A 25,056-nucleotide genomic window follows, 5' to 3' on the forward strand; every position below is an offset into this window, starting at 1 on the left:
CAATGGCTCAGACATCGCAAAACCGCGCAACGCTCGCTCTGCTGCATTGTTCGTCATGCAGATCCTTCCGTCGTGGACAAGGCGGGCAAAGCCCTCCCAACGGTTGAGCAGATAGTTGATCGGCTTAATCACGTTGGACGAACGCGAGAGCCGGGCAGATTCCGCCCGGAGCCAAGCCTCAAGGTCGGTCAGCAGTGGCGCGCTTCTCTCCCGGCGGATCTGCAGCCGCTCCTCAGCGCTGAGCCCATAGATGTCGCGCTCGATCTCGAACAATTGCTCAATCCGACGAACCGCTTCCAGCGCAACGGGCGAGATCGCCGTCGCCGATCTTCCGCGGCGAGCGTTCTGGGCGATGTCGGCAAGTTCGAAGAACGCCCTCCGGCCATGTGCCCAACAGAAGGCGGGTGTGGCCGGCAACGCCTTGCGTCCGGGATCGAAGAGAGCGTTGAACCCGCTATAGGCATCGGCCTGCAGGATCCCAGCGAAGTTCTGAAGGTGCCGCGCGGGATGCTCGCCGCGCCGATCACGTGAGGCGTAGAACAGCGCCGCCGGTGGATCTCGCCGAAGCGCCTCAATGTCGACGCCCGCATCGACAATGACGCGCCGCCTGCCGGTTAGCCCGATCTCGATCCGACGCTCCGTCGAATGTGCGGTCCCGCTCTCCGATGACGCCGCCACCGACGCCGCGGGCACCCCCTCGGCCACAACTGCCCTGACAAAGCCAGCCTCGGATTTGGTCCGAATAGCCGCGAAGGCTCTTCGCCAAGTTACCAACAGAGAACGCGACAAGCCGTATCGACGCGCTGTCGCCGCAACCAGGCGCGGCTCGGATAGGCTCTCCAAAACAATCCGCGCCTTCTCTTCCTCAGACCAACGCCGCCGCCGGCCTGTATCAACCACTTCCAGTCGATTCAGTGTACTGATCGTATGGCTGTCCATACGTACAGTTCTCAACCATCAGGCCAGCCCGCCGCAAGGCGTCTCCCCTCGGAGGCCTACGGAAATCGGACCACTATTTCCGATGCTGTAGCCATCGGACATCGGCCGTCGATGGCCTATCTTCGGCAGCTTCGGCGCGGCACGCCATTTGCTGACATCTTGGGCGATCGTTCTGAGGGTAGGTCTACAAATAGCTAACTTCTGGAGCGACATGCGTCGGCTATGCCTCAAGCAAAGTGGCCCTTAGCGAGATCGGTTACGTGGGCGGCCGAATTCGCCGCCGCGGCCACTGGCTCTTCGCTGTTGAATCAGATCCTCTTCGAAACCAAGATCACACCTCGCGAGGAGGGCTACGACCCTCGCCCGCCGGACGTCGCAGCTTTCGTCACCGAGCTCACCAGGCCGAGGGACTTCGAGAAGGTCGACAATGCGTTTTGTCGATCAGATGATCGCGGAGATCGATCGGAAAATTCCAGCCCGCTCGATGCTGTGCTGCACACCGACAAATTCTAGCAGCTCAAGTCGGCCAGGCGCGGACTAAGTTCCTGGCCGATCGCACCTATTTTCGTCAGAACATTAAATTAGACATTCTCAGCGTCAGCAGAGATCGACTGACCAATTTCGAGGACAGTCCGAAGATCGTCAAGTCCGGCCCTGTACAAATATGTCTACGCCGCCGAATTCGGCCAATTTGACGGCGAGTCGGTAGCGGCAATGACATCAGCCTACGAGTTTAGCATTAGCAGCCAGGACGTCGAGCTTATGCGGTATATGAGCGCTGTGGACGCCATGGCGCATGCGCCAGTCATCGCCTTCCGTTTGCGCAGGAAATGTTCGGCGTCGAAAAACATGAGAAGATTGTCAATCTCAACGACGTGAATCGGTCTTCGAGGCGCAAGGTGCGCAAAGCGGAAATCGTTCCGGGCTCAGCTAGGATGGTCGATCGGGGAATGAAGCGAAAACACCTCATGTCTGGGCTCGACCGGCTTGACTTGTCCGGTGTCTGACAGTCGCGCCGCCTCTGTCAGGTTGAGAACACCTGCCGTCATTTGCCGAACCTGACTTTTTTCAAAACCTAATTCATAGCCTGAATGAGGAGACGCCATTGGCACGGCCATTGCTATTGAGATGCAGCAACACTGATTGGCTGAATGCAGGTAGAAGTCCTTCCCTTGAACCCGTGCGCCGCGAGAAACACAGCGCATCCCTCCACCGCACCTGAGAGCGCACGAATGACCTTCCTTTTCTTCGCAACAGGCGCGTGACCCAGTCGACTTGGACCTGTGGCCGGCGCGGGTGATTTCATCATCGTCGACGAGTACCCATCGTTGGTTAGCGGCCCTGTTTCGACGCCCGAACTGAATTGTCATTCTCCTCGCATCGAGCCTGACGGGCCTGTGATTGAGGCTAGTAAATGCCGTTTCGCCGGATGCCGCGACAGTCGCCTGAAACGAGTGTTTCTTGCGCCGAACGACCGTTGATCCTTGCTTTCTGACACGCGTATAAATAATGCCCGTCGGGTTCAAGACAGCTGCGGCCGTCTGCCGCGTGCAAATGCTCGAAAGCTTGGTCAGCTGCTCAAATCGGGCGAACGCCGCTGGTATGAAGGTTGCTATTGAGGTGGCAGCAACACTGAGCAATGCATTCGAGCCTGCATCGGGATGTATTATGACGGGCAGTCCACCGCACAAAAAGCAAAAACTCAGTCGCTCGGAGGAGATCGAGCAACCGGGTTGGTCCGCCGCGGAACAGAGTATGGAGCAAATCCCCGAGACATCGTCGGCTGTCAACGCTGCGTCTTCCTCGATCTTCATCGCGCCGGCGCCGAACGTTTGGGAGACTGCTGCCGGAAGCGTGGTGACTCGCCGCCCCCACGCGGGCGGCTATTTGGAAGCGAAGTGTGCAGAAGACGACGAGCTTATTTCCAAGTTCAGGACAATATCGAACTTGGCGGTGCGGCCTTTGACGGTTCGGCAGTACGCAGCGTCTCTTCGTAGGTTTAGTGACTGGCTCCACGACAGCAAGAAGGAGCCTATAGCTCGCCGACTCCATGGCGATGGGCTGACGTTAGATGCTAACGCGTTTAAGGTTGTGGATAACATGATCCAAGCCGCGTTGACGATGCTTAGGGAATCGGTGCGTGAGCAAACGGGACGGCCCGCGGAAGGCAGTTCGCGGCAAATCGCCAGGGCATCGCCTGCCAAGGCTGCGTCTTCCTCGACGTTCGGCGCCCCGACGCCGAACGTCGGGGAGGGCGCTGCGGAAAGGGCCGTGACTCCCCGTGCGCACGGTAGCCGCTATCTCGAAGCGAAATATGCTGAGGACGAGGATCTCATTTTCAAATTCAGGACAACACTAAACTTGAATCTGCAGCCGGTGACCATCCAGATCTACTCAACGGCACTTCGCAAGTTCAGTGACTGGCTTCACGACAGCGAGAACAAACGGCCTATCGCTGACCGACTGTACGACGATCAGCTGATGGAAGATGCTAAAGCGTTTAGAGATGTATACAAAGATCACCAAACGATTATCACTGCGTTGACCAAGCTTCGGGACTTTTGGTGCGAGCAAGGAGGGACGACAGCTCGTGTGGGCGCTCCGCACCCCGGCACGAGGCAGGAGCAGCCTGCCGATGAGCCAGAATTCCCGAGCTCGACTCCGCCGGACGTCGCCCGGCCATCGTCGGCCAGCTGGGCTGCGGAGTTGTCCCAAGGTTTCGCCGCTCCGTGGTCGGTGCCGGAGCTCGGACATAGCGTTGGCTTGGGCTGGAGCCACGGCCGCCAATCGGCCCCGGAGTCCCTGATTAGCGCGCTGAACAGAAGCGGCGTCCGGCTGAAGCAGTTTCAGTCGACAGATGTGTACATCCGTGGTCGGCCCTACAGGGCGCAAATGGAGCCTGGGAGAGCGGAGCGAACCCCCAATAATCCGCTGGGCGATAAAATCGTTCTCAGCCCTCAACTTGGATCAGCAGGGGAGCGCCTCCAAGCCTTCCCGCCGTCCGCGGGAGAGGCATCCTCCTCTGCCAGGGTTCGCGAGCCCTCCTCAGCGCCCGGCGGTTCAGCAACATATCGCGAGTTAAATGATTTCCGAGCGGCCGTCGGCCCGAACTGGATCCATGGCGACCAAGAGGCTCCACGCCGCCTGTTGATGGAATTACGCAACTGGGACCAACTGCCGAATCCGTTCCGGCGAAGCATCGATCTCTTCATATATGGTGAACGCTACACGGCCGAGTTCAGAACGAGGGAAAGGGATCCGAACCGGATCCTAGGCTCGCAGCAGAGCGGCTTCGTTTATCTCATCCATCAACCTCGACCCCGCTGAACGACGCGTTTGGGCTGGGACCTCAGCCGCCAGAGGGGTAACTGGTCCACAGCCCGGCTGTGGCTTCGAAGGGCGAATAATATAAGACGCTCGCGGAGGGAAATTGGGGGCGTAAGACCCTTCAACTCAAACCCAGAGAGTCTACATCATCGGACGTACCGAGCTGCCGCCACGCTACCGCAAACGTAGCCTTCCAGATGTGATCGTAGGAGCGCGCCGCTCAATCGATCGTTGGTGCGCGTAGCAGTGCCTCGAGCCGGTGCTGACCTTCCTTGATTGCTCCAGCCCAGTCACCGAGCCGTTCCTGCACGACGACTTCGAATGATGGGTACCACAATGGCTTTCCGTCGGCCTGAGCCCAGTACCAAGGATAACCGCGCGGCACGAAGACGACGCCCGGAACGCCGAGCGCCCCGGCGATATGGATGGCGAAGCTGTCGGGGCCAACCACCGCATCGAGATTGGCGATCGCTGCGATCAATTCCGCAGGGCACTTGATATGCGCACCAGCATCGATCGGACGGCTCCATCGCTTCATGTCATGCCGTTGCGCGTCGGCCATCAAACTGATCGGCGTCACGGAGTGGGGAACCACAGCGGCGATCTGCTCCATCGATAGGCCGAGAGCGCCGCCCTCCCATACAATGCCCACCAAAGGCCTTGCGAACGCTGCTAGGGCATCCCGCCATTTGGCGACGAGCTTGGCCTCGGGGCGCAAGTAGGGAATGCCATCGGCAATGTTTCGGGCGTCGGTCGCCAGCATGCGCAATAACGATTGCAGCGGCGTTGCGGAGAGCTTTGACCTCGGCTCGTCCGGAATGACCTGCTCAGCCAGGCTGGTAAGAAGAGCTTGGTAATGTGGTTCCGCGACCACTCGCACAACTTGCTGGCTCGCCAGCTGACGCAGGAGACGAACGAGTGCCACGAATTCGAGTGCGCCGGTTGTCGCAGGTACGACGACCCGCGTCACGAGCGCCGGAGCGCCTGCCTCTGGCGTCGGAAAGCGACCGAGCGTCAGTTCAAGTGTCGACTTCAAAGACTTGGCGGTCTCGTCGTCGGGTCGCGTATCTGCGACATAGCTGGCGAGCGCCAGGGCTTCATCAAACCGGCCGACAAGCTGCAGGATGCGCGCCAGGCCCAGAGCGGCGGAAGGGTCAGATTTGCGCGCGCGTACGAATCGCGTGAACTCCGCAATAGCCCGATCCACCTCGCCCTTGGCAATCATGACGCGGGCCAAGAGTTCGCGCGCGCCGAGATGGGCCGGCGCATAGGCGAGCAACCTCTTGCAACTGCCCTCCGCTTGCGGCCACTGTCCGGTCGCCGCATGGCAATAGGCCAGATGCAACAGGCCGGCTGTATCGAGCGGGGCGCGCAGATGCGCGCGTTCCGCGAGATTGAGCGCCTCGTCGAAGCGGCTGCGCTCGAGCATGAGCGCCGATAAATTGCGCAGCGTATCGGGATCGTCCGGCGCAAGCTCCAGCGCACGGAGCAGGCCAACCTCGGCGGACGAACGGTCACCTAACGCGAGATCGATGGTGCCGAGTTGGAGAGCGGCGCGCGCATTGCCTGGCTCCTGTTGCACAGCTGCCTCCGTAATCGCGCGTGCTTCCGCAACGTCGCCGCGGCTCAGCAGGGCATGAGAGAGCGCAAGCTTGATCTCGCTGTTGCGCGGGGCGAGGGCGGCCGCGCGTTGGAGGCAGATGACCGCCTCGTCAAGGCGGTGGAACAATTGGTGGGCGATACCCAAGTTGGTGGCGAGGCCAGCGTGCTCGGGATAAACGGTCGCCGCTTCTGCCAGCATCTCGAACGCAAACTCGGTCCGCCGCCGCGCGAGCGCGAGTGTGGCCTTTGCATTGAGCGTATCGGGATCGTTCGTTGCGACGCTGACCTCGTCCAGGAGCGCCTCCGCCTCGTCCAGACGGCCGGCGGTAATGAACTCCTGCGCTGTTCGAAGGATATCTTGCCGGGTCGGGGCCCGAGTGCCAGTCGTTAGCATGCTCGCTATGCGACCGTCACGCGTTTGCCGTCGAGGCGGAGATCCTCCGTCACAGCGATGACCTTGCTGTGGGCGGTTTCTGAGGCAATTCCGGTGACCTTGGTCGCCTGCATTTCGGTCTGCAGTGAGTCGATACGGTCGATCACGGCGATACGTTCGACCGCGTTTATCGTAAGCGAATCGGCGCTTTCTTCCTGGATCCGTGCCGAGCTGCGGAAACGGTCCGCGATCAAACTGTAGAGCTTGCCGATCCAGGTCGCCTTGTCTGCGACCACGGCGAACAGCTTGGCCTGCAGATCGACACTCTCGGCGCGCAAGGACAGGCGCTGGCGCACGGCGATGGCAATGGTCTCGCCCTCGATGCACATAGGGCCACGTCCGGGTAAGGCGATCACGCACCGATTAGAGTCCGCCCGCTCGAGCACGGTCAGGACGAAGGCTTGCCTCGCATCGCAATCGCAGAAGAGCAGCACGAGGTCCCGTGGAATCGGTCGAATCAGGCAGCCGACAGCCAGCGCCGCCGCATGACGAGCGCCACCGACTTCGACCTCCGCCGTCGCGCCATCGTAATCGATTGACACGATACGGGCGATGTGATGTCCAGGGCCAAGCAAGCGCTCGGTTGTCATCAAGAGATCGGCCCTTGTGGCACGGACAGTCATTGTCATTGTTGCACTTCTGCAGCAGCCTACATGTACAGCACCTGATCCCATGTTTTCGTCGTACGGTTGCCCGTTTCGGTGAAAAGTTCGCAGGTTCTGTCCACAATATTCCGCTTTTCGGTGCTCAGTTCGACGTTTGTAGTTTCAGACTCTGCCACCATCACCTTTTTCTTGCAGCGCGTTCCATCGAGACCGACCCACTTCACGTCGTCCCCGGAAATCTTCTTGAAGTAGTTTTTGGCATACTTGGCGTCAGTTCCACTGACGATCTGCACGTTAGATCCCTGGACGTTCCTGGTAAGATTGCCCTTCACCATCCTGAACTCGTTACCGACTGTCAGGGTATTTGCAGAACCGAAGCTGATTGCGCAGTTGCCGCCAAGGCTGATTGAAAGATCGTAGCCGAGCTTGGCGCAGACCGCCCCGCTGACGAACAGCGAGACGGTTGCGCCAATCATGCAGGAGAGCTTGGCGCCGCAGAAAAATTCCATTGCTTCTCCTACCGTACGCTTTTCCGAACGGCCATGGGTGACCTCCGACAACGGGCCGTAGGCGGTCTGATTGATGTAGCCCGAGGCGGTCAGGCTGATGTTGGCAGGCGTGCCGTTGGCGCCGGCGCGGATCGATACCCCATTCTCCGCCGAGATCTCATAGGTGCCCTTCGAGACGGTATATTTCGCGTCGCCACTGTTGACCTCAGTGGTGTCGCCGAGACCGATTTTCGTCAGCGCTGCGCCTTTGACGTTCGTCTGAAAGTCCTTGTTGGTGTAGACAAGTACGCCAGCGTTGTCGGTCTTGCGCATGCTGGTCTGCGTGGTCGTGACCTCTTCCATTTTTTGACCGAGCGTGCTGAACACGCCGGCCTTATGCGCGTCCGACTCAGCCTTGATACTCTTGACCGAGCTTTGGCTGCTACTTGTCTCGAGGCCAGTTACAAGCGTCGACTCATCGCTCGAATAAGCGCCGAGGCGCAGATAGCTTGAATCGGGCAGGGCAGAGCCCGTTGTGTCCGGAACGGAAAATCGCGTGTAGGCATTCGGCATAGGGAGCTCCTCAATCGTTTGACCTCTCGGCGCCTTAGCGCTGCGCCATCAATCGGATTTGAGACGGCGACGTCGAGGTTCCGAACGCGTTCGGGCTGGTGCCGTTCTGCTTGGTCGGCATTCCCATCTTGGTTGCCGGTGGCCCTCCGATGAACAAATTGTCCGATCCGGTTTTGGCGCGGCCCGGACCCATGACTGTGCCGGACATGACGCCGAGGTTGACACCAGCGTTGTCGCCACTCGACATCGATCGTTCCGTCGTCATGTTGTGCGCTGGCATACTCATGATAAGGAAACGAGACTGCGTCGGATTGGCCATGGTGCTCATGTTGACGTTTGGATAGGGATTTGGCGTCACGGCAGGACCGGCCGGCGTGTTGCACACGTCGGGGAAGGCGTGATCCTCCGCCACCATCGGGCCATTGGAATTGACATAGGACATGGTTTAGCACCCTCCGTTGAAAGGAATGACACGGGTTGTGTCGTAGAGCTCCGCGACAGCGCGTTCAGGCACAGTTTGCAGGACGCTACCGTGCTTGGCCAGGAACAGGCTGCCTTCGGTTGACGCGCAATGAAAATCAGTGCGCAGAAAGCGCGTGCCCGAGAAGTCGCTGCCATCGACTTTGGTATGGTGCATCAGGGCATAGGACATGTCGGCGCCGGCAAACGAGACGGCGTTGGCCGACGCACGGGTAAACACGGTCATCCCCAATTTGGCGCCGGAGAGATCGCAGCCGTCGAGGCGCGCGTCCAGAAAGATGCATTGCTTCAAATCGGTGCTGCGCAGCCTTGCCGCTCGCAGGTCGGCCCTCGCAAACAATGTATTCACAGCCGTGGCGTGCGAGAGGTCGGCTCCCAAGAGGCTGGCGCCCGCCAAGATCGAGCCCGAGAGGTCGACTCCGGACAAGTTGGCGCGGTTCAGCTTGGCACCGCTCAAATTCGCTCGCGCTAGCAACAAGCCCCTGAGGTCCCGTTCCGACAGATCACATTCGGAGAGCAGGATGGTGTCGCATCGCATTCCTGTTAACTGCGCACTACGCAAATCGGCCTCCGTGATGGCGGCGTTCAACAGCGTGGCGCCATCGAGCACAAGATCGGTGAGCTCGCAGTCCATGATGGCGCTTTGTGACAGAGTGGCGCCGCGCAGGATGCAGCACGCCAAGACGCAGCGCATCGCTGTCGTTTGGGTGAACCGCGTGTCGCTGAGGTTGCTTCGGCCGAGATCCGATTCCACGAAGCTAGACCGGGCGAAGGTCGCCCCTCGCCAGTCGGAGTCACCAGCGCGGCACTTAACGAATGTGCACTTTTCGAAGGACGCGCCGGCAAAGCACGCGGCGCTAAAGTCGCAGTTCTGAAACACCATGCCAGTCAGAGCGGCCCCTGTGAAGTCGCTGTGGCGGAAGGAGGAGCGCAGCACCACGCCGTGGTTCAGGGCCAGTCCAGACAGTGTCTCGCCATCGAGGTTTGCGTCGCGTACCGGAAAGCGGTGGGCGATCGATTGTAACAGGAGATCAATTGACATGGCGTGGGACCATCAGGATCGTGCGATTGATATTGGCGTTGCTCAAATCCGCGGCGACCAATGCCGAGTCCATCAGGTCGGCACCGTAGAGATTCGCATGGCGCAGACTGGCGCCGGCGAGGTTGGTCTGGTTGAGATGCGCCTCGAGCAGGTTGGCAGCGTAGAAGTCGGCGCCGCGCAGATCGTTGCCGGACAAGACCGCACCTTTCAGCGAGGTCATTCGGAAGTTCGCACGCGACAGAGCCGACTTGCCGAAATAGATACCGTTGAGCTGAGCCATGCTGAAGTCGCCACCGCTGATGTCGGCGCCCTGAAAGGAGAGCGCGTGACCGCTGCTGCGATCGAAGCGGGCATCACGCAGGTCGATATCGCCGATGAAAGCGACTTGGTCGAATTGCGAAGTGTTGAGATCGAGTTGCGGCGCTGCCACCTTCAGGAAGCAGGTTTGCTCGAGGCGCGCGCCGGCAAAGGCCGCACCGGACAGCGATAAGTCCATGAATTGGGCACGCTTGAGAACGGCACCTTGCCATAGGCTGTTATCGAGGGCGACTTGAATGAAACAGCATTGACGCAGCTGCGCAGAGCGGAACGTAGCCCCGATCATCGGCACACGCAAGAATTGCAGGTCGGCGAGCTGCGCTCGGTCAAAGGACGCGCCCACCATGCGCGCGCCGAGAACATTGGTACGCACAAGCCGGCCGTCCAAGAAACGCGTTCCGCGGCAGTCGCTCTCACCAAGGTTGGCTTCAGTGAGGTCGGTCGCGCTTAAATCAGCGTTGACGAGCGCCGCGCCGGCAAGCGTGGCCTTCATCAGTTTTGCACCGGCGAGGTTGCTCCCGTTTAGCTTCGTGCGTTCGAGAAAGGCGCCCGAGAAGTCCGCGTTCGCGAATTGCCGCCCGGAGAGGTCGGCGCCGGCCAAATCGCGACCGGCAAGCACACCGCCGCGGCGGTACTCCTCCTCCACAAGCTCGCCCAGCGCGCGCGCCACAGCCGGCGCCAGCACCGTCTCAGGCTTGAGCGGCTTGGGTGAGGCGAGCCTCGCCGCGGCCATGCCTGCCGTCAGCTGACCTTCTGCTTTATCGATCTCGGTCTGCAGGGCGGCCAATGCTTGCTTATTTTCGTTTGTGGCCGCGGCCATCGCTGCGTCGGGCGTAACGGCGATGGGCGACTCGTTGGTCGCGGCCAAGGCCTCGAAGGGCGCTCGGCCGTTGGTAGCTAGTCCAGGCAGGGCATTTCTGAGCGCCGCTTCGGCATCGGTGAGCGCGGTGCGCAAATCTTGCACGGCTTCAGGAGGCGTGCCGGGGCGCTCGATCTGCGCCACTATGTCGTCAATCGTCAGGTGCGACGGCGCGTTGGGCTCGACGCTTTGCGCTTCCTCCGGCAGCAGAAGCGCTGGAATATCGGGCAGTGAAAAGGCATCTTCCGACATGGCCTTGCGTATCGGCTCGAGCGGTCGTCCAGCCGACAAGCCAAAGAAGCGGGCATGCGCAAGTTCGAATTGTTCTTGCTCGTCGACCAGCATCGTTGCCGCGCCAAGGATCTCGCCACGCCAGTTCTTCGCCCGCGCGAGCTTGGCTTCGAGATCGTCCATGACGTCTGGATCAGCCTCCGGCGGCAGGACCGGCAAAGGCAGAACTTGCTCCAAGCTTGCGTCAATCGACTGCGCGGCGTCCTTATCGCCGATCGCGGCAAACAAGGCGTCGATATCGGCCGACGCGGCATTTCCGCTGGCAATCTTTTCATAGGCCCCGCGCACGGGCTCATTTTGAGCGGCGATCCTGTCGATGTTGGACTGGGTTTTGGCTTGGACCGTCTCCAGAGCATCGAGAATCTCGGCTAAATCGATTTCGCCGCTCTCGAGTTCTTCCGGCAACAGTTCCGGAATGCTCGACGGCTCGATGGGTGGAATTTCGATTGCAGGGCGCAGCGAGGGCGGAAGGTCGAGGCGCGCGAGTTCCTGATCGAGCGCCCAGCGCATGGAGGCCAGCTGGCGCGCTGCGCGCTCTTCGGCCAATTCGCGCCGCCGCGCCGCGCGCCGCGCGCGCTCAGCCGTCGAAAGCTCGGGTACAAGTTGGTGTTCTGAAAAGGCGTAGCGTGAGGCGGTCGTCGGGTCGAGCCGTAGCCGCCGAACGTTCAGATAATGATCCAACGGCCGCGCTAGTTCGCTCTGCCGCTCGTAGGCGACCATGACGTCGGCAACGTCGCTGCCGTCCAGTGTCGCCAAGCCGATCGTGGCACGATAGATCATGACGCCGCGGCAGGCACCGGCGAACAGCCATAGCGTATCAATCTGCGTCTGCAGTTCCGTTACGCAACGCGCTGCATCGCTCCAGCCGATGAAGCAGCGCACGCGAAAGGCCGGCAGGCGACCTTCAATCAGCGGATGCGCCGGGGAGAAGTTCTGCAGCGCGTACGGTTCTGCGCCGGAGAGAAAGCCGGGCATGCGCTGATCTGGCGGTGCGAACAGGAAGAGCCGCGGATCGGCATTGCTCGCCAATGCTGGTGCGACCGATTTCAGCCAAGCGGTGTCGTAGGTGCCGGCGTATTGCAGCCGCTCCTTGTCATCGAGCGCCATTGGTCCGAAGGCCGCCGGCGGGGCCGTGGTTTCGATGAACTGGATCGCGTGCTCGGGGCTTTCCACGTTGGGCAGCGCTACCAACTCGCCCGCCATGCTGCGACGAAGAGCGTCGTGGCCGGCGCCAGCAGGATTTGCGGCATAGCCGGGCCCGCCGAATGCGCGTTGCCGCGTTAGCGGCATTTGGCGGAATGGTTGAGCAGCTGTCGGTCGCCAGCCGGAGGCGGTCATCTGCCAATAACGGTCGCCCGTCACCAGAAGCTGCTTCTGCATCGGTCCAAGCGTCCAGCCTAACATCATGCGCTGGACCGGTCGTCCCTCAGGCGCCGCTGCATGTCCGCCGATGAGCACTTCGGCTTGCGGCTTGGGCATGCAGATGTCGAGCGGGCTACCAGGCGGAAGCTCCTTCGCGGTCATCAACCAAAGTCCCTGCTCGCCTTCCAGACGGTCTGCGTCTGGGTTGGCGAGGTCGAACATCGCGAAAACGGAAATGACGAGGCTTGCCCCGGCAGGACGGCGCTCGCATTTATTCAGCAGACCCAGCGTGCGTGGCTTTATTAAAACAGGCATCAGACGACGCGATCAAATGTTTCGCTTCCTAACCATACGTCTCCGGAGTGACAGAGTTGCGAACTGATGTGCGTCCCGCCTGTGCGGTCGCGTCTTTTCACCTACCAAATTGGGGAGGCGGTCAGTCGGCCAGGGTTATCGTACATGGCCGATCCGAACTCCAACATTTTGGTTCGCGACGATGTCGTCGAGAATCGCGACCCTACTTGCGCGACGGCTTCCGCGGCCCGGTTACAGGCACAAGACCCGTGCTCCGCTGTCCTTTTGAAAGCTCGCTCGGGAAAATGCTGAGCTGTTCGTACGCTGGCTTTGGCGTGGCCAGATTTATTTGCCGGGTCGCAAAGAGGTTGTGCGGCGCCGTATCAAACCGACACGTTGGTCTTGTCGATAGCAGTCGACGAAGCGCGCGCATGAAATCGTTGATCCCGGTCGGGCGTCAGGTCGCGGTTCACCGGCCGATAGATCAAGCTTGCTAAGTAGAGTTCGCGATGAGCTCATGTGAGAGTCTCACTATCTCGCCGCAGGCCCGCACCCGCGCAGCGTGCGTGCAAAGCATCCTTGATCGAATTGTTTGTTTCCAGCGAAAAAGCTGAATTCCTACGTGCGCCTGCTGGTTTCGTTGGTTGAACAATGATCAAGCCATACGATGAACAAGGTAACCGGACAATAGAGGGAAAGGATGACTTGTGACCCTTGTCGTCGTTTCGAATCGCGTTGCGCGCGGCAAAGCTAATGAACCAATAACAGGCGGCCTTGCCGCGGCGCTGCTCCCCGTGGTGGAACAATCCGGAGCTATTTGGGTAGGGCTCTTGGGCCTAGAGGGCGACGGCCATCAGAACGAACCATCTGCCGAGATGCTCGGCAGAGGCAAGCTTGTGAGTCTGGATCTGCCTGACGAACTATATCGCGGTTACTATGAGGGGTTTGCCAATTCGGCACTGTGGCATGCCTTGCATTCGCGCCCCGACCTGATCAAGGTCTCGGAGCGAGATTATGCCAGCTATCGCGAGGTCAATGCCGTCACGGCGCGCAAGCTGCGCAAGTTCAAAGAGCCGGCCGCGTTCTGGGTGCATGATTATCACTTCCTTGCGCTCGGCGCTGAGCTGCGGAACGTCGGCATCGGCCAGCCGATCGGTTTCTTCCTGCACACGCCATGGCCGGAGCCTGCGGCGATGCGGAAGGTGCCGCATCATCGCGAACTGATCGAGGCGATGCTCGATTACGACCTGATCGGCTTCCAGACCGGGGAGAGCCGGCAGCATTTTCTAGACTATGTCGGTACCGATCTGGGACTGACCATCGAGGATGGTGTTGTTATCTGGGGCCACAGCCGGACGCGATGCCGGGTGTTTCCGATCGGGATCGATGTGGACAAGTTCGCAAAAGATGCAAAAGCAAGCTTCGCCCCCAGGGTCTCGCGGCTACTGAGCACGCTCGATAGCCAGAGTCTTGCGATCGGCGTCGACCGGATCGATTACAGCAAGGGCCTCGACAAGCGCATTTGCGCCTTCGATCACCTGTGGACCAAAGAGCCGCGTTTCGTAGGCAGCCTCTCGTTATTGCAGATCGCCAATCCGTCGCGCAGCGCCATCGAGACCTACCGCAATCTGCAGGACCATATCCGCGGTCTCGTCCGGGAGGTCAACGGCCGCCATTGCAAGGACAAATGGACCCCGATCAGTTATCACGAGGACGGCTTCAGCCAGGCTGAGCTCGCGGTCCTCTACCGGACGGCGAAGATTGCCGTGGTTACGCCGTTGCGTGACGGCATGAATCTGGTGGCGAAAGAATATGTCGCTGCGCAAAACCCGGACGATCCAGGCGTGCTGGTCTTGTCGAAATTTGCCGGCGCGGCCAAAGAGCTCGACGGAGCGCTACTCGTTGATCCGAACGACGTCGTGAATATGGTGCGCGCGTTTTCGAGAGCGCTCTCGATGCCGCCCGTCGAGCGCCGCTCACGCTGGACGGCGATGATGGAGAAACTTCGAGACTATCCCATCCAGCGATGGACCTCAGACTTCATGGCGGAGCTAAAGAAAAGCCGGCCAGAGAAGATCGCGAGTGAGTTCATTCCGCGGGATTTGGGCGCACCCAGTGGCTCAAGGCAATCGGGGGGCGAGGACGACTCGGCCGGCGCTTCGAGCCACTTAGACCAGCCACGGCAATTTGTAGATCCGGCAATCGACCTACGGGCCGGGTTGCCAGCGAATGATTTTGGACATCTCGTCGACTTGGGCTGGAAGCACGGTCCCCAACCGGCCCCGGACGTCCTGTTCGGTGCACTGAACAGAATTGGCGCCCTCCCAAGGCCCTGCCAGCTGACGACACATTTCTACATCCACGGTCAGCCCTACACGGCGCAGTTGGGGGCAGGGAAGAGGGAGGGGACCCCAAACAATCCGCTGGGTATTGATGTCATTCTCATCCCTCGAACTAGAGGCGGCTGAACAACGCACTTTGACTGGAACCCGCAAAAAGATCGACAGGGGTCGGAAACCTAGCAAGCTACACGTAAAGGATGAACTCTCTCCGTCGTGCTTGCAACGGCCGCTTCGCTGGGGGCTGCTCACCTCGATTTACGCGCCCGCTCTCGCCGTAGATGAGGCGAGCGACACGCATCCCGTTTTCGGCCGCGCTCTTCGTGATCTATATCAACTTAATGTCGTGGCCGCTGCAAACGGCTGTGTTGCATTTCCAACGAATGTCGCAATTGCTGCGATCGCCTAACGCGACGCAATCGATCGCAATTTCCTCGAGCGTTTCTGTTCATGCCTGATTGGGGAAGCGCCGCAACTGGTACGAGACTTGCTGTCCTCATCCCAGGTTCTCGGAACTTGTGGAGTACCGCATGCAAGGTATCGTCTCCATCAAGCAGGCTTCCGACTTCGCGCAAATCCGCGCGCGGCCCGTGGGCAACAACTACGTGCGTCAAGGGGAGGCGAACCATTATCAGCTCCTACGATCTGCTCGCGATGCGAGCAGTACCGGAGCTAAGCGAGGAGTTCGGCGACGAGCTCACCGTCCTCACCATGGGACTCCAGATGCCGCCGAGTCCTGTACGGCAGTGATCGTCGGCGCTGATTTTAGCGCTGACACCCGCGTTTTGTGCGCGTCTGCCGCTGCATTGGCGCAACCGGATCGCGGGCTAGAGAACGTTATCACGATCGAGGTAAAACGCGACGCCATCTTGGTTGGCGCCGGTAATGCCGCCGCCGAAACTGTAGCCAAGTGCGGCATGAAGATGCTTCGGCCGGAGCGCCTTCGTATTCGCTCCGGCCTAGTACGCCCGCGCACGATTCGGAAAAGCGGGCACCTGGTTTCGGAAAGATCACAGCTGAACAAGAAACTGACGCGTCGCACTGGATACCAAGTACGGAGGCCGAAACATGAGCGTCGATTTCTCACTGTACATCGAGCAGGATCTGCTCGACAACCGCTGCCTCGCCCATGTTGGTCATGCGCATATCAGTGTGCGTGCGCACACCGCCGCCGCCGCAACTGCTGCTTCTCTCGTGAAAACCCGCCCCGCGCTGCTGCGAGCCGACGGACAAGTGCAAGGTCGAGATCAGCCTCGACAGCTGCATCAAATGGGGCATCCATGGCGTCCTCCGCGAGCCATCCACCGACAAATATGAAGCTATTCGCGCGACAGTTATGGGCTGCTGTTCGAGTTTAGATGGCCGCTGCACCTCCGCTGCTTGATCGGCGTGCCGCGCGGGTTTCGGCGCACCCGTTCCTTCTGGGCGCACGCTGGGAAAGGTCCACCAATTCGGGAAGGGGGTGCCGCAGCGCGCGAGTGTTCAGGCTGCACGATGAGCGAAGCCAAAGGCTTAGGTGAAGCGGAATGGAACTAGCCTCAACACACGCTCAATCGAACGGCTCAAAGCCGGCCTTTTCGGCCGGTCACCTGACGCGCCACATGGATCTTTTTAGCTTCATCGAATGCGCGAAGCGAACGAACTCTATCAAAGCGCTGTTCGACCTTCTTGTGAGCTGTGCGAGCGAGGAGGGCTTCGGTGAAGTCGCTTATGGAGCACTCACCTTCGCGGAGCCGCCTCGTCTCCAGGGGTATCTACCGCGCGCGGTGACCGTGAACTTCCCGGCAGACTGGTGCCACCGCTATTTTGACCGCAATTACCATGTCATTGACCCAGTGGTTCGCCGGACACCAATGCTTCCGGGGCCCTTTCTGTGGGACGAACTCGCCAAGCAATATCAGCTGCAAGCCGCCGAGCATGTCGTCCTCGACGAAGCCAGAGAGGCAGGTCTGAAGCATGGCATGAGCATACCGCTATTTGGACCCTTCGGCCGAGTATCTGTGGTATCCTTTGCATCTCCCTTCGACGATGCGGATCCTCAGTATCGTATGAGCCATCTCAACGCACTGGCTTGGCATTTCCACGTCGCATTTGCCGAGATCGCGCGTCCCTCGGATATCAGCTGCAACGGAAAAGTTACGATATCCGAGCGCGAAAAAGATTGCCTGCGGTGGGTAGCAGAAGGCAAATCGTCCTGGGAAATCGGGATGATACTGAGGGTTAGCGAGAATACAGTCAATTTCCATCTTAAGAACGCGATACGAAAGTTGGGTACGACGAACCGTACCCAGGCCATCGTCAGGGCGATTCGCCTCAATCTTGTTTGAGTTCTAAGCGGCGATCGCCCTGCCAGCGCCTATGCCGGGTAATGGAGCGTGTTCGGAGCGGGCCGCATTCGCAGCAAAGTAAGGTCGGCTACCACGACATCTGAGGTCTCGCAATGTCCTCAAGTTCTGGAAGGTGCCGCGGGGATGGCGCATACGAGCCCTGGCGACTAGCTCCTCGGCTATGGCGTGGGCGTTGGCAGGATGCTCATCGGTGTTGCGCGTTTTGAAGGCGGAGCAGTCTAGCATCCTCTCCTTGGTGAAAAGAGGAGTCTCTCTTGCGCCTCGTGCAGCACCACTTGGAGTCATGGCAATTGCCGGCGCTTTGACGATAGTGAGACTGTCGCTGCTGCGCGAGCGCGAGCACGTTTCACCGGCTTCTCGACCCTCCGGCCGTCACAATCGGTGCATTGTTCCGCAGACGAGATTGCAATATCCGGGCCGTGGCAACTGACCCGAGATTATCGGATTACGTTTTTAGCGCAGGAGCGTTCGCAGCAGGAGAACCGTCGCTTCGGTTGTGTCCCTAACCGAGCCGTCGCTGTCGTGAACACGACGGTAAATGGCAGTCAAACGCCTATCCTCGCGCGGTCGGCACTTTCGCACCATCCTCGTCCGGCGTCGCCAAGTCATGTGTTTCGATATCTTGACCATGAAAGGCAGTGCCCCGCAGGTGATAGCGTCACCGCCGACAATGAACGCCGACGGTGGTGGACAGCGTTCAATCTTCGATACCGATCGCATTGTCGCGCTTCGCAAATCGCGCCCGATCAGTCCGCTTCGTCGCGAGCAGTATCCGTTCCAGCGACCAGGTAAGCGACTGAAGCGAAAGGTCGTAGTACGTGGCCAGTCCAGGGCTGAGCCTTGTCTGGCTCGCGACACCGCACGGCTTCTGAGTTTAAGACACAGATGCTATCCGCTGGGCTCCAATTGAAGAACCGATCAGAACGTTTTGTGCGGATCGCCACTGGCACGGTGGTTGCTACAAGAGATAGCAACACTGAGTCAGGATTGACTGCAGGGCAGACGCGCAAGACGGGCGATACCCTCCTTTGGTGGCCAGTGCCCTGAGAGAGAACCGGCTTGCGGGAGAACACGTCCTTGCGAATAGTTGACGGAGCAATATGTCTTCGCCTAGACAGGTCGCACTTTACAGACCGAAGGTTGTCAGGAGACATCATTGGAAGAAACTAACGTCAAAAAGTAAGCTCTCCATGCTGATCGCCGTAGCTCTCATACTGGCACCAATTTCGGTTGTTGCGGAACGCGTCGGCACTCGTCCGCCGCCTAAGCATGGAAACCCGGCCGCTGCTTCAGCTGCCGGGACCCGAAAGCACCGCTACTCAAACGTGGAGCCCCGGACCGGTCATTCATCAGGCAGCGTGGGCAGTCCACCACCACCCAAACCTGGCGCCCCGGCCGCAACAGGCGACTAGCACGCGAAACCGAGTTCGTTTTTCAAGAGCGGCACCATCGTCAGAGTCACCGAAGCTCCGTATTTGCAAGTCGACCAACCGCCCAGAACTGTAGCGAGCCGCCATAATGGACCACCGCATCCTGATCGTTAGCGGCGATTCCTGCGGCGCGGCGATCAGGATGGAAGCGCGTCCCACCCAGATTGTCGCGCTATAGCGATTCCAGCCGGACCGGACCCCACCCGTGCCACATGGCCAAGCAAAGGGCACGATTTAGGGCTCCACAGCGGGCGCCGGCAGTGGTGAGGACCTCGATTGAAGTACCGCAAGAGTAGCGGCGTGGAGCTCGGCGATCGGGTGCCGGTCGCGGCCTTGTGTCCCTCGAGCAACATTCTGGAGCATCAACGTGGTGCGTGAGACCTACATGGAGAAGTCAGAGATGCGGGAACTTCGTCTTGTGCGCAAGTCATTTGTTGCTGCCGTAACGATGCTTGCCTCATCGGTATCTGGCGCGGATGATGATTTGATGAGAGCCGCTAGACAGATATTCAAACCGATCCCCTCGGTCATTCCGGCAGTGAAGGACAACCCGATCACTCACGAGAAGGTCGAACTCGGCAAGATGCTGTTTTTCGATCCGCGGCTGTCCGCCAGCGAGATCATTAGTTGCAACACCTGCCATAATCTTGGCACGGGCGGTGTTGATGCCGGTCCAACGTCGGTCGGTCACGGCTGGCAGCGGGGACCGCGTCGGGCGCCAACCGTCTACAACGCGGTGTTCAACCTGGCACAGTTCTGGGATGGACGCGCGGCAGACCTCAAGGCGCAAGCCAAGGGACCCGTGCAGGCGAGTGTCGAAATGAACGCGACCCCAGATCACGTGATCAACACGCTAAATTCGATGAGCGACTATGTCCTCATGTTCAAGAAGGCATTCCCGAACGAGGCCTCTCCGGTCACCTTCGACAACGTCACGAAGGCTATTGAGGCTTTTGAAGCCACTCTCATTACGCCCGCTGCTCCCTTCGACCAGTACCTGGAAGGCGATACGACCGCTCTCAATGATCAGCAAAAGGCAGGATTGAAGCTATTCCTGGAAAAGGGATGCTCCTCTTGTCACAACGGGATCAACGTCGGTGGACAGGACTACTTCCCGTTTGGTGTGGTCGAAAGGCCGGGCACAAACCTGCTTCCGGCCACCGACAAGGGCCGGTTCGAGGTCACCAAGGCACCCGGCGACGAATACGTCTTCCGCGCCGCGCCATTGCGCAACGTCGCATTGCGAGCTCCATACTTCCATTCGGGAAAGGCGTGGAGCCTTAAGCAGGCGGTTGGCGTGATGGCCAAAGTCCAACTCGGCGCCAAATTTAGCGACGACGAAGAGAACGATATCGTGGCGTTTCTAAATTCGCTGACCGGGCAGCAGCCTAAGATCGATTATCCGATACTGCCGACGCGGACCGACGGGACGCCGCCGCCCTCGTTAGGCAGATAGCATGCACTGTAGCGGCATTGCGCGTTGTTAAATACCTTGCAAATGCGGCGCGGGCTTCTGGCGTCGACAACTCATGAAGCCGCAGCGCCGATGGGAAATGAGAAGTTCAACTATCGGTCCCACGGGCGCGTTCTGTACTGCGGCGGGGTTCGCTTAATCCGGCAGACACCGAGCCCGAGCAATACTACAGCATGATCCGGAAAAGTGGATACCGGTTTTCCGAAAAGATCATGCTCAAACAAAGAGCTGAAGCGGGATGACGATTCGAAGAAAAGTCATCGCGCTTTAGACCATTGGTGATACGGCCGCGCGAGTGAATCTGAAACCTGATCCGAGCTTCCAAGCGCGAGATGCGCAAGTAACCGGGGCTTTGCTGAACGAGGGAGGCACAATTGAAACGGGGCTGGCATTCCTGCCGGCTGCGCTGCGTGCATCACCATTGTGCCGGCGCCGTCGGCCAGAGGAGACGCCATTCCCATTTTGGCCGCTCGCGTTGGGTAGTGGTCATCTCGAACATGGTACGCCGACGAGGGCTCGCCGGGCAGAGCGGGACGGAAATGAGAGGCGGCACTCCCGGAAAACACGGTGCATAGGTGACCGTTGCGGAGCAGAGGTATGGCTCGAGAATGAGCCCCGGCCGAGGCCGGGGCTGTCGATCTGCCCTTCAGGCGCGAACAGATCAGTATCTGAAAGTCAGCGGGCCGCTAAACTTGTAGTTGATCCGCGCAGTCAGGAGATCGAAATCCTGGTTGATACGATCGGTGCCTGCAGCACCAGTCGCAGAGGCGAAGTTCACGTTGCCTTCTTGCCTAAACAGGTGGTCGTACTCGACGCCGAGCGACCAGTTGGGTGCAAAACCGACTTCCACGCCAACGCCTACCGTGCCGCCCCAACGCAGGCTGTCTGTGCTCGCCAGCAGCGCCCCGGCGGAGTTGACCTGATATGTGTTGCTCGTCACCGCGGCACCGCCCTTGACGTAAAGCAATGTGTTGTTGAAAGCGTAGCCGATCTGACCAGTGAGCAAGCCGAACGCATCGGTCTTGGTGCGGTTGAGGTCAGCTGGGAAGGCGAGGCTGACATTGGAGCCGCTGAAGTCAGCCCAATTGCCCTGGCCTTCGATACCGAACACAAACGGCCCGGATTGCCAGCGGTAGCCGATCTGACCGCCCAAAGTGCCACCGCTAGGATCGTGGGAGCCCTCAGGCGTGACTCCTCCGAAATCCCAGGAGCTATGGCCCAACCCTAAACCACCGTTTGCACCGATATAGAAACCGGTCCAATCGTAGATCGCGACTGTTGCCGGCGGTGGTGGCGACGGCGCCTTGGTGTAGACCGGCTGTTCAGCCAGATCAGCGCCGAATGCGGGCGCGACTGCGCCAAGTGCGAGCATGCTCGCCGTCAGAAGCAACAAGTTTTTCATTCGAGTGCGTTCCTTTAGATGTCCCCCACGCCGCCCGCGTCTTAACAGCGACGTGGCAAAATGCTGTACCTGCTGCGCAACACTCAGTTCAGAAGAAGTCCTTGAATCGCACGTGGCGTCAGGTTGTAGGCTTGCAAAACATGACCAACGTTACACAACACAAGCGTCGATCGCGTATCGGATCTGGAAGCGTGCGCGTCAATGCCAACGTCCGCGCGAAGCGGTTTGAATCGCAGCTCGCTGATATAGGCGGCGTTGCCACGAGTATCTTCGTTTCGCTGCATGCGGACGCCTTACCCGATCAAGCCGATCTGAGGCGCAAGCGTCTGCACCTTATCTCTCGAACCATCGGATCGACAGTGTGATGAGCTGGCGCGGCTAGAGAATAGTGTCGATCCCACCGCCATGGAGGAATACCTGAAATATTCTCCTGACATTGCGAATATTCTGGCAAGCTTTGCCGAGCGGGAGACGCGTCATTTTTACATTCAACTGCGAAGGGGTCTCGTCCGAACTCTTTCAGAGCATGTTTTGATGCTCCGCAACCCGAAGCGTCGAGCCAACGTTGCTGTGCTGCGTTCTTTCGATGCGCCGAGTGTTCTAGTCGAAATGGGCTTCATGTCGAATGCAGCCGATGACGCTCTTGCAGTCGGCCCGTCATCGCGCCCACCCTTTGCACAGGCATTGAGACCTGCATGGGTCGTTTAATCATGCCGGATAAAAGCCGGCTGACGTTGAGGCGCAGATCATCGAGCGGCCTGTACGTCGCATCGCGGACTTCCGGTGGCAAATCAGGATTCGCGTCGATCGCAGCGCCGGCGTCGGTGATGATCATCTCTTTCGCCGGTCTCAGCGGCGCTGTGTCGGTCGCGCGCCGCCTTGGCCTCGTTCAACTCGTTCAGTTTGCTACAGTACGCCTCTTGCAACTTGGCAAGCGCACGCCTTTTGCGAGCATACACTGCTGCCATCTGTCGAAGCTCCGCCTCGATTTGTGAAACCCTTTCCATGATTTGCCTATATCGTCTCAGGTTGATGCACGGCTAAACCGCGCAAATTGTGCTTTTTCACCCACCAGCGACCGCCGCGCTGCTCGGCATGTGGCTTCCCCAGCCGAATGCGGGAGAGCACCGCCTCGGGGCTCGAGTGATTGATCTCCGCGAACAGCTGAATATTGATGTAGTCCCCATCGGAAGGTGGGGGCGCTATAATGCCGTTCGCGGCGAGCTGCATGCGCAGCAACGCGACCTCCGCCACCACCATATCGAGCTTTCGCGCGATGTCCTCGATCTTGGGCGAGTGCGGGCGCGCCCGGGAGCGCGTCATGACGCCCCGATCGCGGGATGATCCGCATGCTGAACTCCGGCGCGAGGTCGCGAACCTTCAGCGGCAAGTCGGGATGAGCGTCAACTACCGCCCGAGCGTACGCGAACCGCTCCTCGGCAATGGCAAAGGCCTCAGCACCTGAAACCGCCGCTGGGATGCTCATCGTCGTTGCGTCTCCTTCTTCGTAGTATGGTCGAGAACTCTCGCCCTCGCCAAAACAAGATCCTCATCGAGCAAAGCGTGCAGCGCACCCCGAACGCAAGGGGAAATCGAATTGTCAGTATCGATCATTTGCCGAAAGTTTCGAAATACACGATCGATTCTCGCGATCGAGTCGCCTGCTATAATTATTCGCCGCTCGGACACGGTGATGGTCCTCCTCGTCGTCAGTAGTAGTGATTGAAATCGGCATTCCTGCGTCCTTCGGCGAGCCGAACGAGATCGTGAAAACGTTTGTTCAGCGCTCGAACACTATCGCGGCGCACTTCGACGTAATGCCGGATCCCGTTGCAATAATCGAGAGAATCGCGAGATGTTGGCGTCTCGCTTCGGCGCCTTCACGCGCTTTGGCGGGTCGCGGACAAATTCGCCGAGCAGGTAGCGTCCGTTCCGCTCGCGCCTGAAGTAACTGGTAGGCGACGATCCTGATTGGATTTGTTGTCTCTCACGATGCCCGCAAAGTCTGTCGACGAAAAACCTCGCTATCGTCATCTACGTCCATTTAGTTTTAGAGTCCGTCGTTGAGATGCAAATACAACAGATGGGTGCCGCATCTCAAATATGCAAATGATGCAATGGTGCGAGGCTCGCGCGAGTTGATGTCGTCCGTGCAAAACGCTGCAATGTACGTAAGAGTTCCCGATAACGAGCGCTGCGCAAATAAGGGCGCCACCGTCAGTGGCGCAGCCACGTCCAAATAAGCGTGCGAATTTCCCGCTCTGCTCGCGCGAAGTTGCCGACGTTGAAGCGAGTGCGCCGATACGCAGCGACGCGTTCCGCTCGCGACGCCATGATGTCAGGACACTCCCGCTTGTACATCTCGTCGCGTGCTTGGCTGAGTGCGCCGCGCACGGCCTGTCGGATTTCCCCTTTGATTCGAGGAATTGTTGTCGCGGTGGGCCGAAAACTAGTTAGCAGTTGCAGCGCGCGAGCCTTGATCTCCTCGAAATACGGACTAACGCGCACTTACGGTTCTCCTCTGGCGAATGATGAGACTGCATCTACGCTCCTGATAGCTCGGTTAATGGCATTGCTATGGCAATCCGAAGTTTTGTGGATGAAGAGGGCGGTCGCGGTGGTAGCTTGCTCATCGCGCATTCTGCGCATTGCAGCTCAAGGTTGCGCGGACGTCACAAGCAGGTCGTCAAGCCAATTTATGGGACCGATGTGTCGACTTGGGCAATAAGTTCGGGACCGCATTTGCGGGCGCCTGGCCGGGCGCCCATGCCGTGCCTCGCGCGTTTTCTAGATTCGGATCCGTGCCCCACGCTGGTCGTATCCGCGATGGTGAAGACGAGTTCCGCGACTACTCGTTGCGGCGCGATACGCCGCAACATGGTCAGTGGATGCTCTAACAGATCACCGCTGTCTCACCAGGCTCCATCTCTTGACCACCGCTTCGCTCATCTGCCCAGCATCCTCAGCGCAGGCGATTTCGTCGACCTTCACCGAGATTCTCTTGCCGACCAGTGGCTTCAGCTGACTGGCGTGCTCCTCACCGGTTGTGAGAAGCTGAAACGTCACCGGTCCGGTCTCTAGATTGCACAGCGCGTTCGGCTCCGGCAGCCGTCGCGGGGCGGTGATGATCTGGTAGGTGACATTCATGCGGTTGCCGGCATCGCGTTTGCGCAACGCGTAGAGCTCGCCTGACAACACGTCGCCGGTACTGATCACCGCGCCGGCCTTCAGTCGTGCGTACGCAGGCTCCTCCGCGCGGGCTTCGGCTCCAGGAAAGCTCGCCAACAGAAATAATGCAAGGGCCAAGCTTATGGCCAAACGGTCGTTCGTCATTAGTCAGTGTTCCGTAGGTGTGGTGGCTAAAAAAGCGTGCGCTGCCCGATCGCGGCAACAGCGCACCTCGTCGACCCATGGACGATTCGTTGATCGTGAGCGCATGCTGCGCGCTCG

The 25,056-nt window shown here is 59.6% G+C and carries 19 protein-coding genes and 3 pseudogenes; 8 read left to right on the forward strand and 14 right to left on the reverse strand.

Annotated elements, in window-relative coordinates; translation table 11 throughout:
* Positions 1–12: 12 nt before the first annotated feature.
* Positions 13–555: pseudogene (locus J6497_RS11985) on the reverse strand (IS66 family transposase); the annotation flags it as partial.
* Positions 556–570: 15 nt separating this feature from the next.
* A pseudogene (tnpA, locus tag J6497_RS42435) lies at positions 571–939 on the reverse strand (IS66-like element accessory protein TnpA); the annotation flags it as partial.
* 303 nt (positions 940–1,242) lie between these two features.
* On the opposite strand from tnpA, the gene J6497_RS11995 reads away from it, so the two are divergent.
* The 3 genes from J6497_RS11995 to J6497_RS12005 all read left to right on the forward strand — a co-directional run bounded on the left by J6497_RS11995 (position 1,243) and on the right by J6497_RS12005 (position 4,266).
* Entirely contained in the window at positions 1,243–1,452 is a 210-nt protein-coding gene (locus J6497_RS11995) for a hypothetical protein (protein ID WP_225704476.1), read from the forward strand.
* A 141-nt stretch (positions 1,453–1,593) separates the two neighbouring features.
* Positions 1,594–1,818: a type VI secretion system contractile sheath domain-containing protein gene (locus tag J6497_RS41910; RefSeq protein ID WP_225704571.1), complete on the forward strand. Its 225-nt coding sequence runs from the start codon at positions 1,594–1,596 to the stop codon at positions 1,816–1,818.
* A 630-nt stretch (positions 1,819–2,448) separates the two neighbouring features.
* Positions 2,449–4,266 (forward strand): hypothetical protein, encoded by a 1,818-nt coding sequence (locus J6497_RS12005; protein WP_225704477.1) that lies wholly within the window; start codon positions 2,449–2,451, stop codon positions 4,264–4,266.
* Between the two features lie 220 nt (positions 4,267–4,486).
* Here J6497_RS12005 and J6497_RS12010 read toward each other — a convergent pair whose 3' ends face one another.
* The 6 genes from J6497_RS12010 to J6497_RS12035 are packed head-to-tail and all read right to left on the reverse strand — an operon-like array spanning position 4,487 to position 12,508.
* Positions 4,487–6,262, reverse strand: a complete 1,776-nt coding sequence (locus J6497_RS12010) for a tetratricopeptide repeat protein (RefSeq protein ID WP_225704478.1) — start codon at positions 6,260–6,262, stop codon at positions 4,487–4,489.
* A 5-nt stretch (positions 6,263–6,267) separates the two neighbouring features.
* Positions 6,268–6,930 (reverse strand): DUF3540 domain-containing protein, encoded by a 663-nt coding sequence (locus J6497_RS12015; protein ID WP_225704479.1) that lies wholly within the window; start codon positions 6,928–6,930, stop codon positions 6,268–6,270.
* A gap of 20 nt (positions 6,931–6,950) precedes the next feature.
* Positions 6,951–7,967 carry a hypothetical protein gene (locus tag J6497_RS12020; RefSeq protein WP_225704480.1) on the reverse strand — a complete coding sequence of 339 codons (1,017 nt, stop codon included), beginning with the start codon at positions 7,965–7,967 and terminating at the stop codon, positions 6,951–6,953.
* A gap of 34 nt (positions 7,968–8,001) precedes the next feature.
* A complete protein-coding gene (locus J6497_RS12025) occupies positions 8,002–8,409 on the reverse strand; it encodes a DUF4150 domain-containing protein (protein WP_225704481.1) in 408 nt (135 codons plus the stop codon).
* A 3-nt stretch (positions 8,410–8,412) separates the two neighbouring features.
* Positions 8,413–9,489: a pentapeptide repeat-containing protein gene (locus J6497_RS12030; RefSeq protein WP_225704482.1), complete on the reverse strand. Its 1,077-nt coding sequence runs from the start codon at positions 9,487–9,489 to the stop codon at positions 8,413–8,415.
* Complete coding sequence (locus J6497_RS12035) at positions 9,479–12,508, reverse strand: DUF2169 family type VI secretion system accessory protein (RefSeq protein WP_225704572.1); 3,030 nt, start codon at positions 12,506–12,508, stop codon at positions 9,479–9,481. The genes J6497_RS12030 and J6497_RS12035 overlap by 11 nt, the downstream gene beginning before the upstream one ends.
* Between J6497_RS12035 and J6497_RS12040 the strand changes: the two genes are divergently transcribed.
* Positions 12,398–12,625 (forward strand): hypothetical protein, encoded by a 228-nt coding sequence (locus J6497_RS12040; RefSeq protein WP_225704583.1) that lies wholly within the window; start codon positions 12,398–12,400, stop codon positions 12,623–12,625. The genes J6497_RS12035 and J6497_RS12040 overlap by 111 nt on opposite strands.
* Before the next feature lie 695 nt (positions 12,626–13,320).
* Positions 13,321–14,694 (forward strand): annotated as a pseudogene (locus tag J6497_RS12045) (alpha,alpha-trehalose-phosphate synthase (UDP-forming)); the annotation flags it as partial.
* Positions 14,695–16,035: 1,341 nt separating this feature from the next.
* Here the strand turns inward: J6497_RS12045 and J6497_RS12050 are convergent.
* Complete coding sequence (locus J6497_RS12050) at positions 16,036–16,218, reverse strand: hypothetical protein (RefSeq protein ID WP_225704483.1); 183 nt, start codon at positions 16,216–16,218, stop codon at positions 16,036–16,038.
* Positions 16,219–16,553: 335 nt separating this feature from the next.
* Between J6497_RS12050 and J6497_RS12055 the strand changes: the two genes are divergently transcribed.
* Both J6497_RS12055 and J6497_RS12060 read left to right on the forward strand, forming a co-directional pair.
* A complete protein-coding gene (locus J6497_RS12055; protein ID WP_225704573.1) occupies positions 16,554–17,279 on the forward strand; it encodes an autoinducer binding domain-containing protein in 726 nt (241 codons plus the stop codon).
* 1,836 nt (positions 17,280–19,115) lie between these two features.
* Entirely contained in the window at positions 19,116–20,186 is a 1,071-nt protein-coding gene (locus tag J6497_RS12060; RefSeq protein ID WP_376708198.1) for a cytochrome-c peroxidase, read from the forward strand.
* A gap of 679 nt (positions 20,187–20,865) precedes the next feature.
* Here the strand turns inward: J6497_RS12060 and J6497_RS12065 are convergent.
* Complete coding sequence (locus J6497_RS12065; protein ID WP_225704484.1) at positions 20,866–21,606, reverse strand: outer membrane protein; 741 nt, start codon at positions 21,604–21,606, stop codon at positions 20,866–20,868.
* 405 nt (positions 21,607–22,011) lie between these two features.
* Between J6497_RS12065 and J6497_RS41915 the strand changes: the two genes are divergently transcribed.
* Positions 22,012–22,314 (forward strand): N-acetylmuramoyl-L-alanine amidase, encoded by a 303-nt coding sequence (locus J6497_RS41915; protein ID WP_225704485.1) that lies wholly within the window; start codon positions 22,012–22,014, stop codon positions 22,312–22,314.
* Here J6497_RS41915 and J6497_RS12075 read toward each other — a convergent pair.
* The 4 genes from J6497_RS12075 to J6497_RS12090 all read right to left on the reverse strand — a co-directional run bounded on the left by J6497_RS12075 (position 22,223) and on the right by J6497_RS12090 (position 24,939).
* Positions 22,223–22,441 carry a hypothetical protein gene (locus J6497_RS12075; RefSeq protein ID WP_225704584.1) on the reverse strand — a complete coding sequence of 73 codons (219 nt, stop codon included), beginning with the start codon at positions 22,439–22,441 and terminating at the stop codon, positions 22,223–22,225. The genes J6497_RS41915 and J6497_RS12075 overlap by 92 nt on opposite strands.
* Positions 22,442–22,620: 179 nt before the next feature.
* Positions 22,621–22,929, reverse strand: coding sequence for a hypothetical protein (locus J6497_RS12080; RefSeq protein WP_225704486.1), 309 nt, complete (start codon positions 22,927–22,929; stop codon positions 22,621–22,623).
* Between the two features lie 894 nt (positions 22,930–23,823).
* Complete coding sequence (locus J6497_RS12085; protein ID WP_225704487.1) at positions 23,824–24,114, reverse strand: hypothetical protein; 291 nt, start codon at positions 24,112–24,114, stop codon at positions 23,824–23,826.
* A 393-nt stretch (positions 24,115–24,507) separates the two neighbouring features.
* Positions 24,508–24,939: a hypothetical protein gene (locus J6497_RS12090; protein WP_225704488.1), complete on the reverse strand. Its 432-nt coding sequence runs from the start codon at positions 24,937–24,939 to the stop codon at positions 24,508–24,510.
* Positions 24,940–25,056: the final 117 nt, after the last annotated feature.

Source organism: Bradyrhizobium cenepequi, assembly GCF_020329485.1.
Lineage (GTDB): Bacteria > Pseudomonadota > Alphaproteobacteria > Rhizobiales > Xanthobacteraceae > Bradyrhizobium > Bradyrhizobium cenepequi.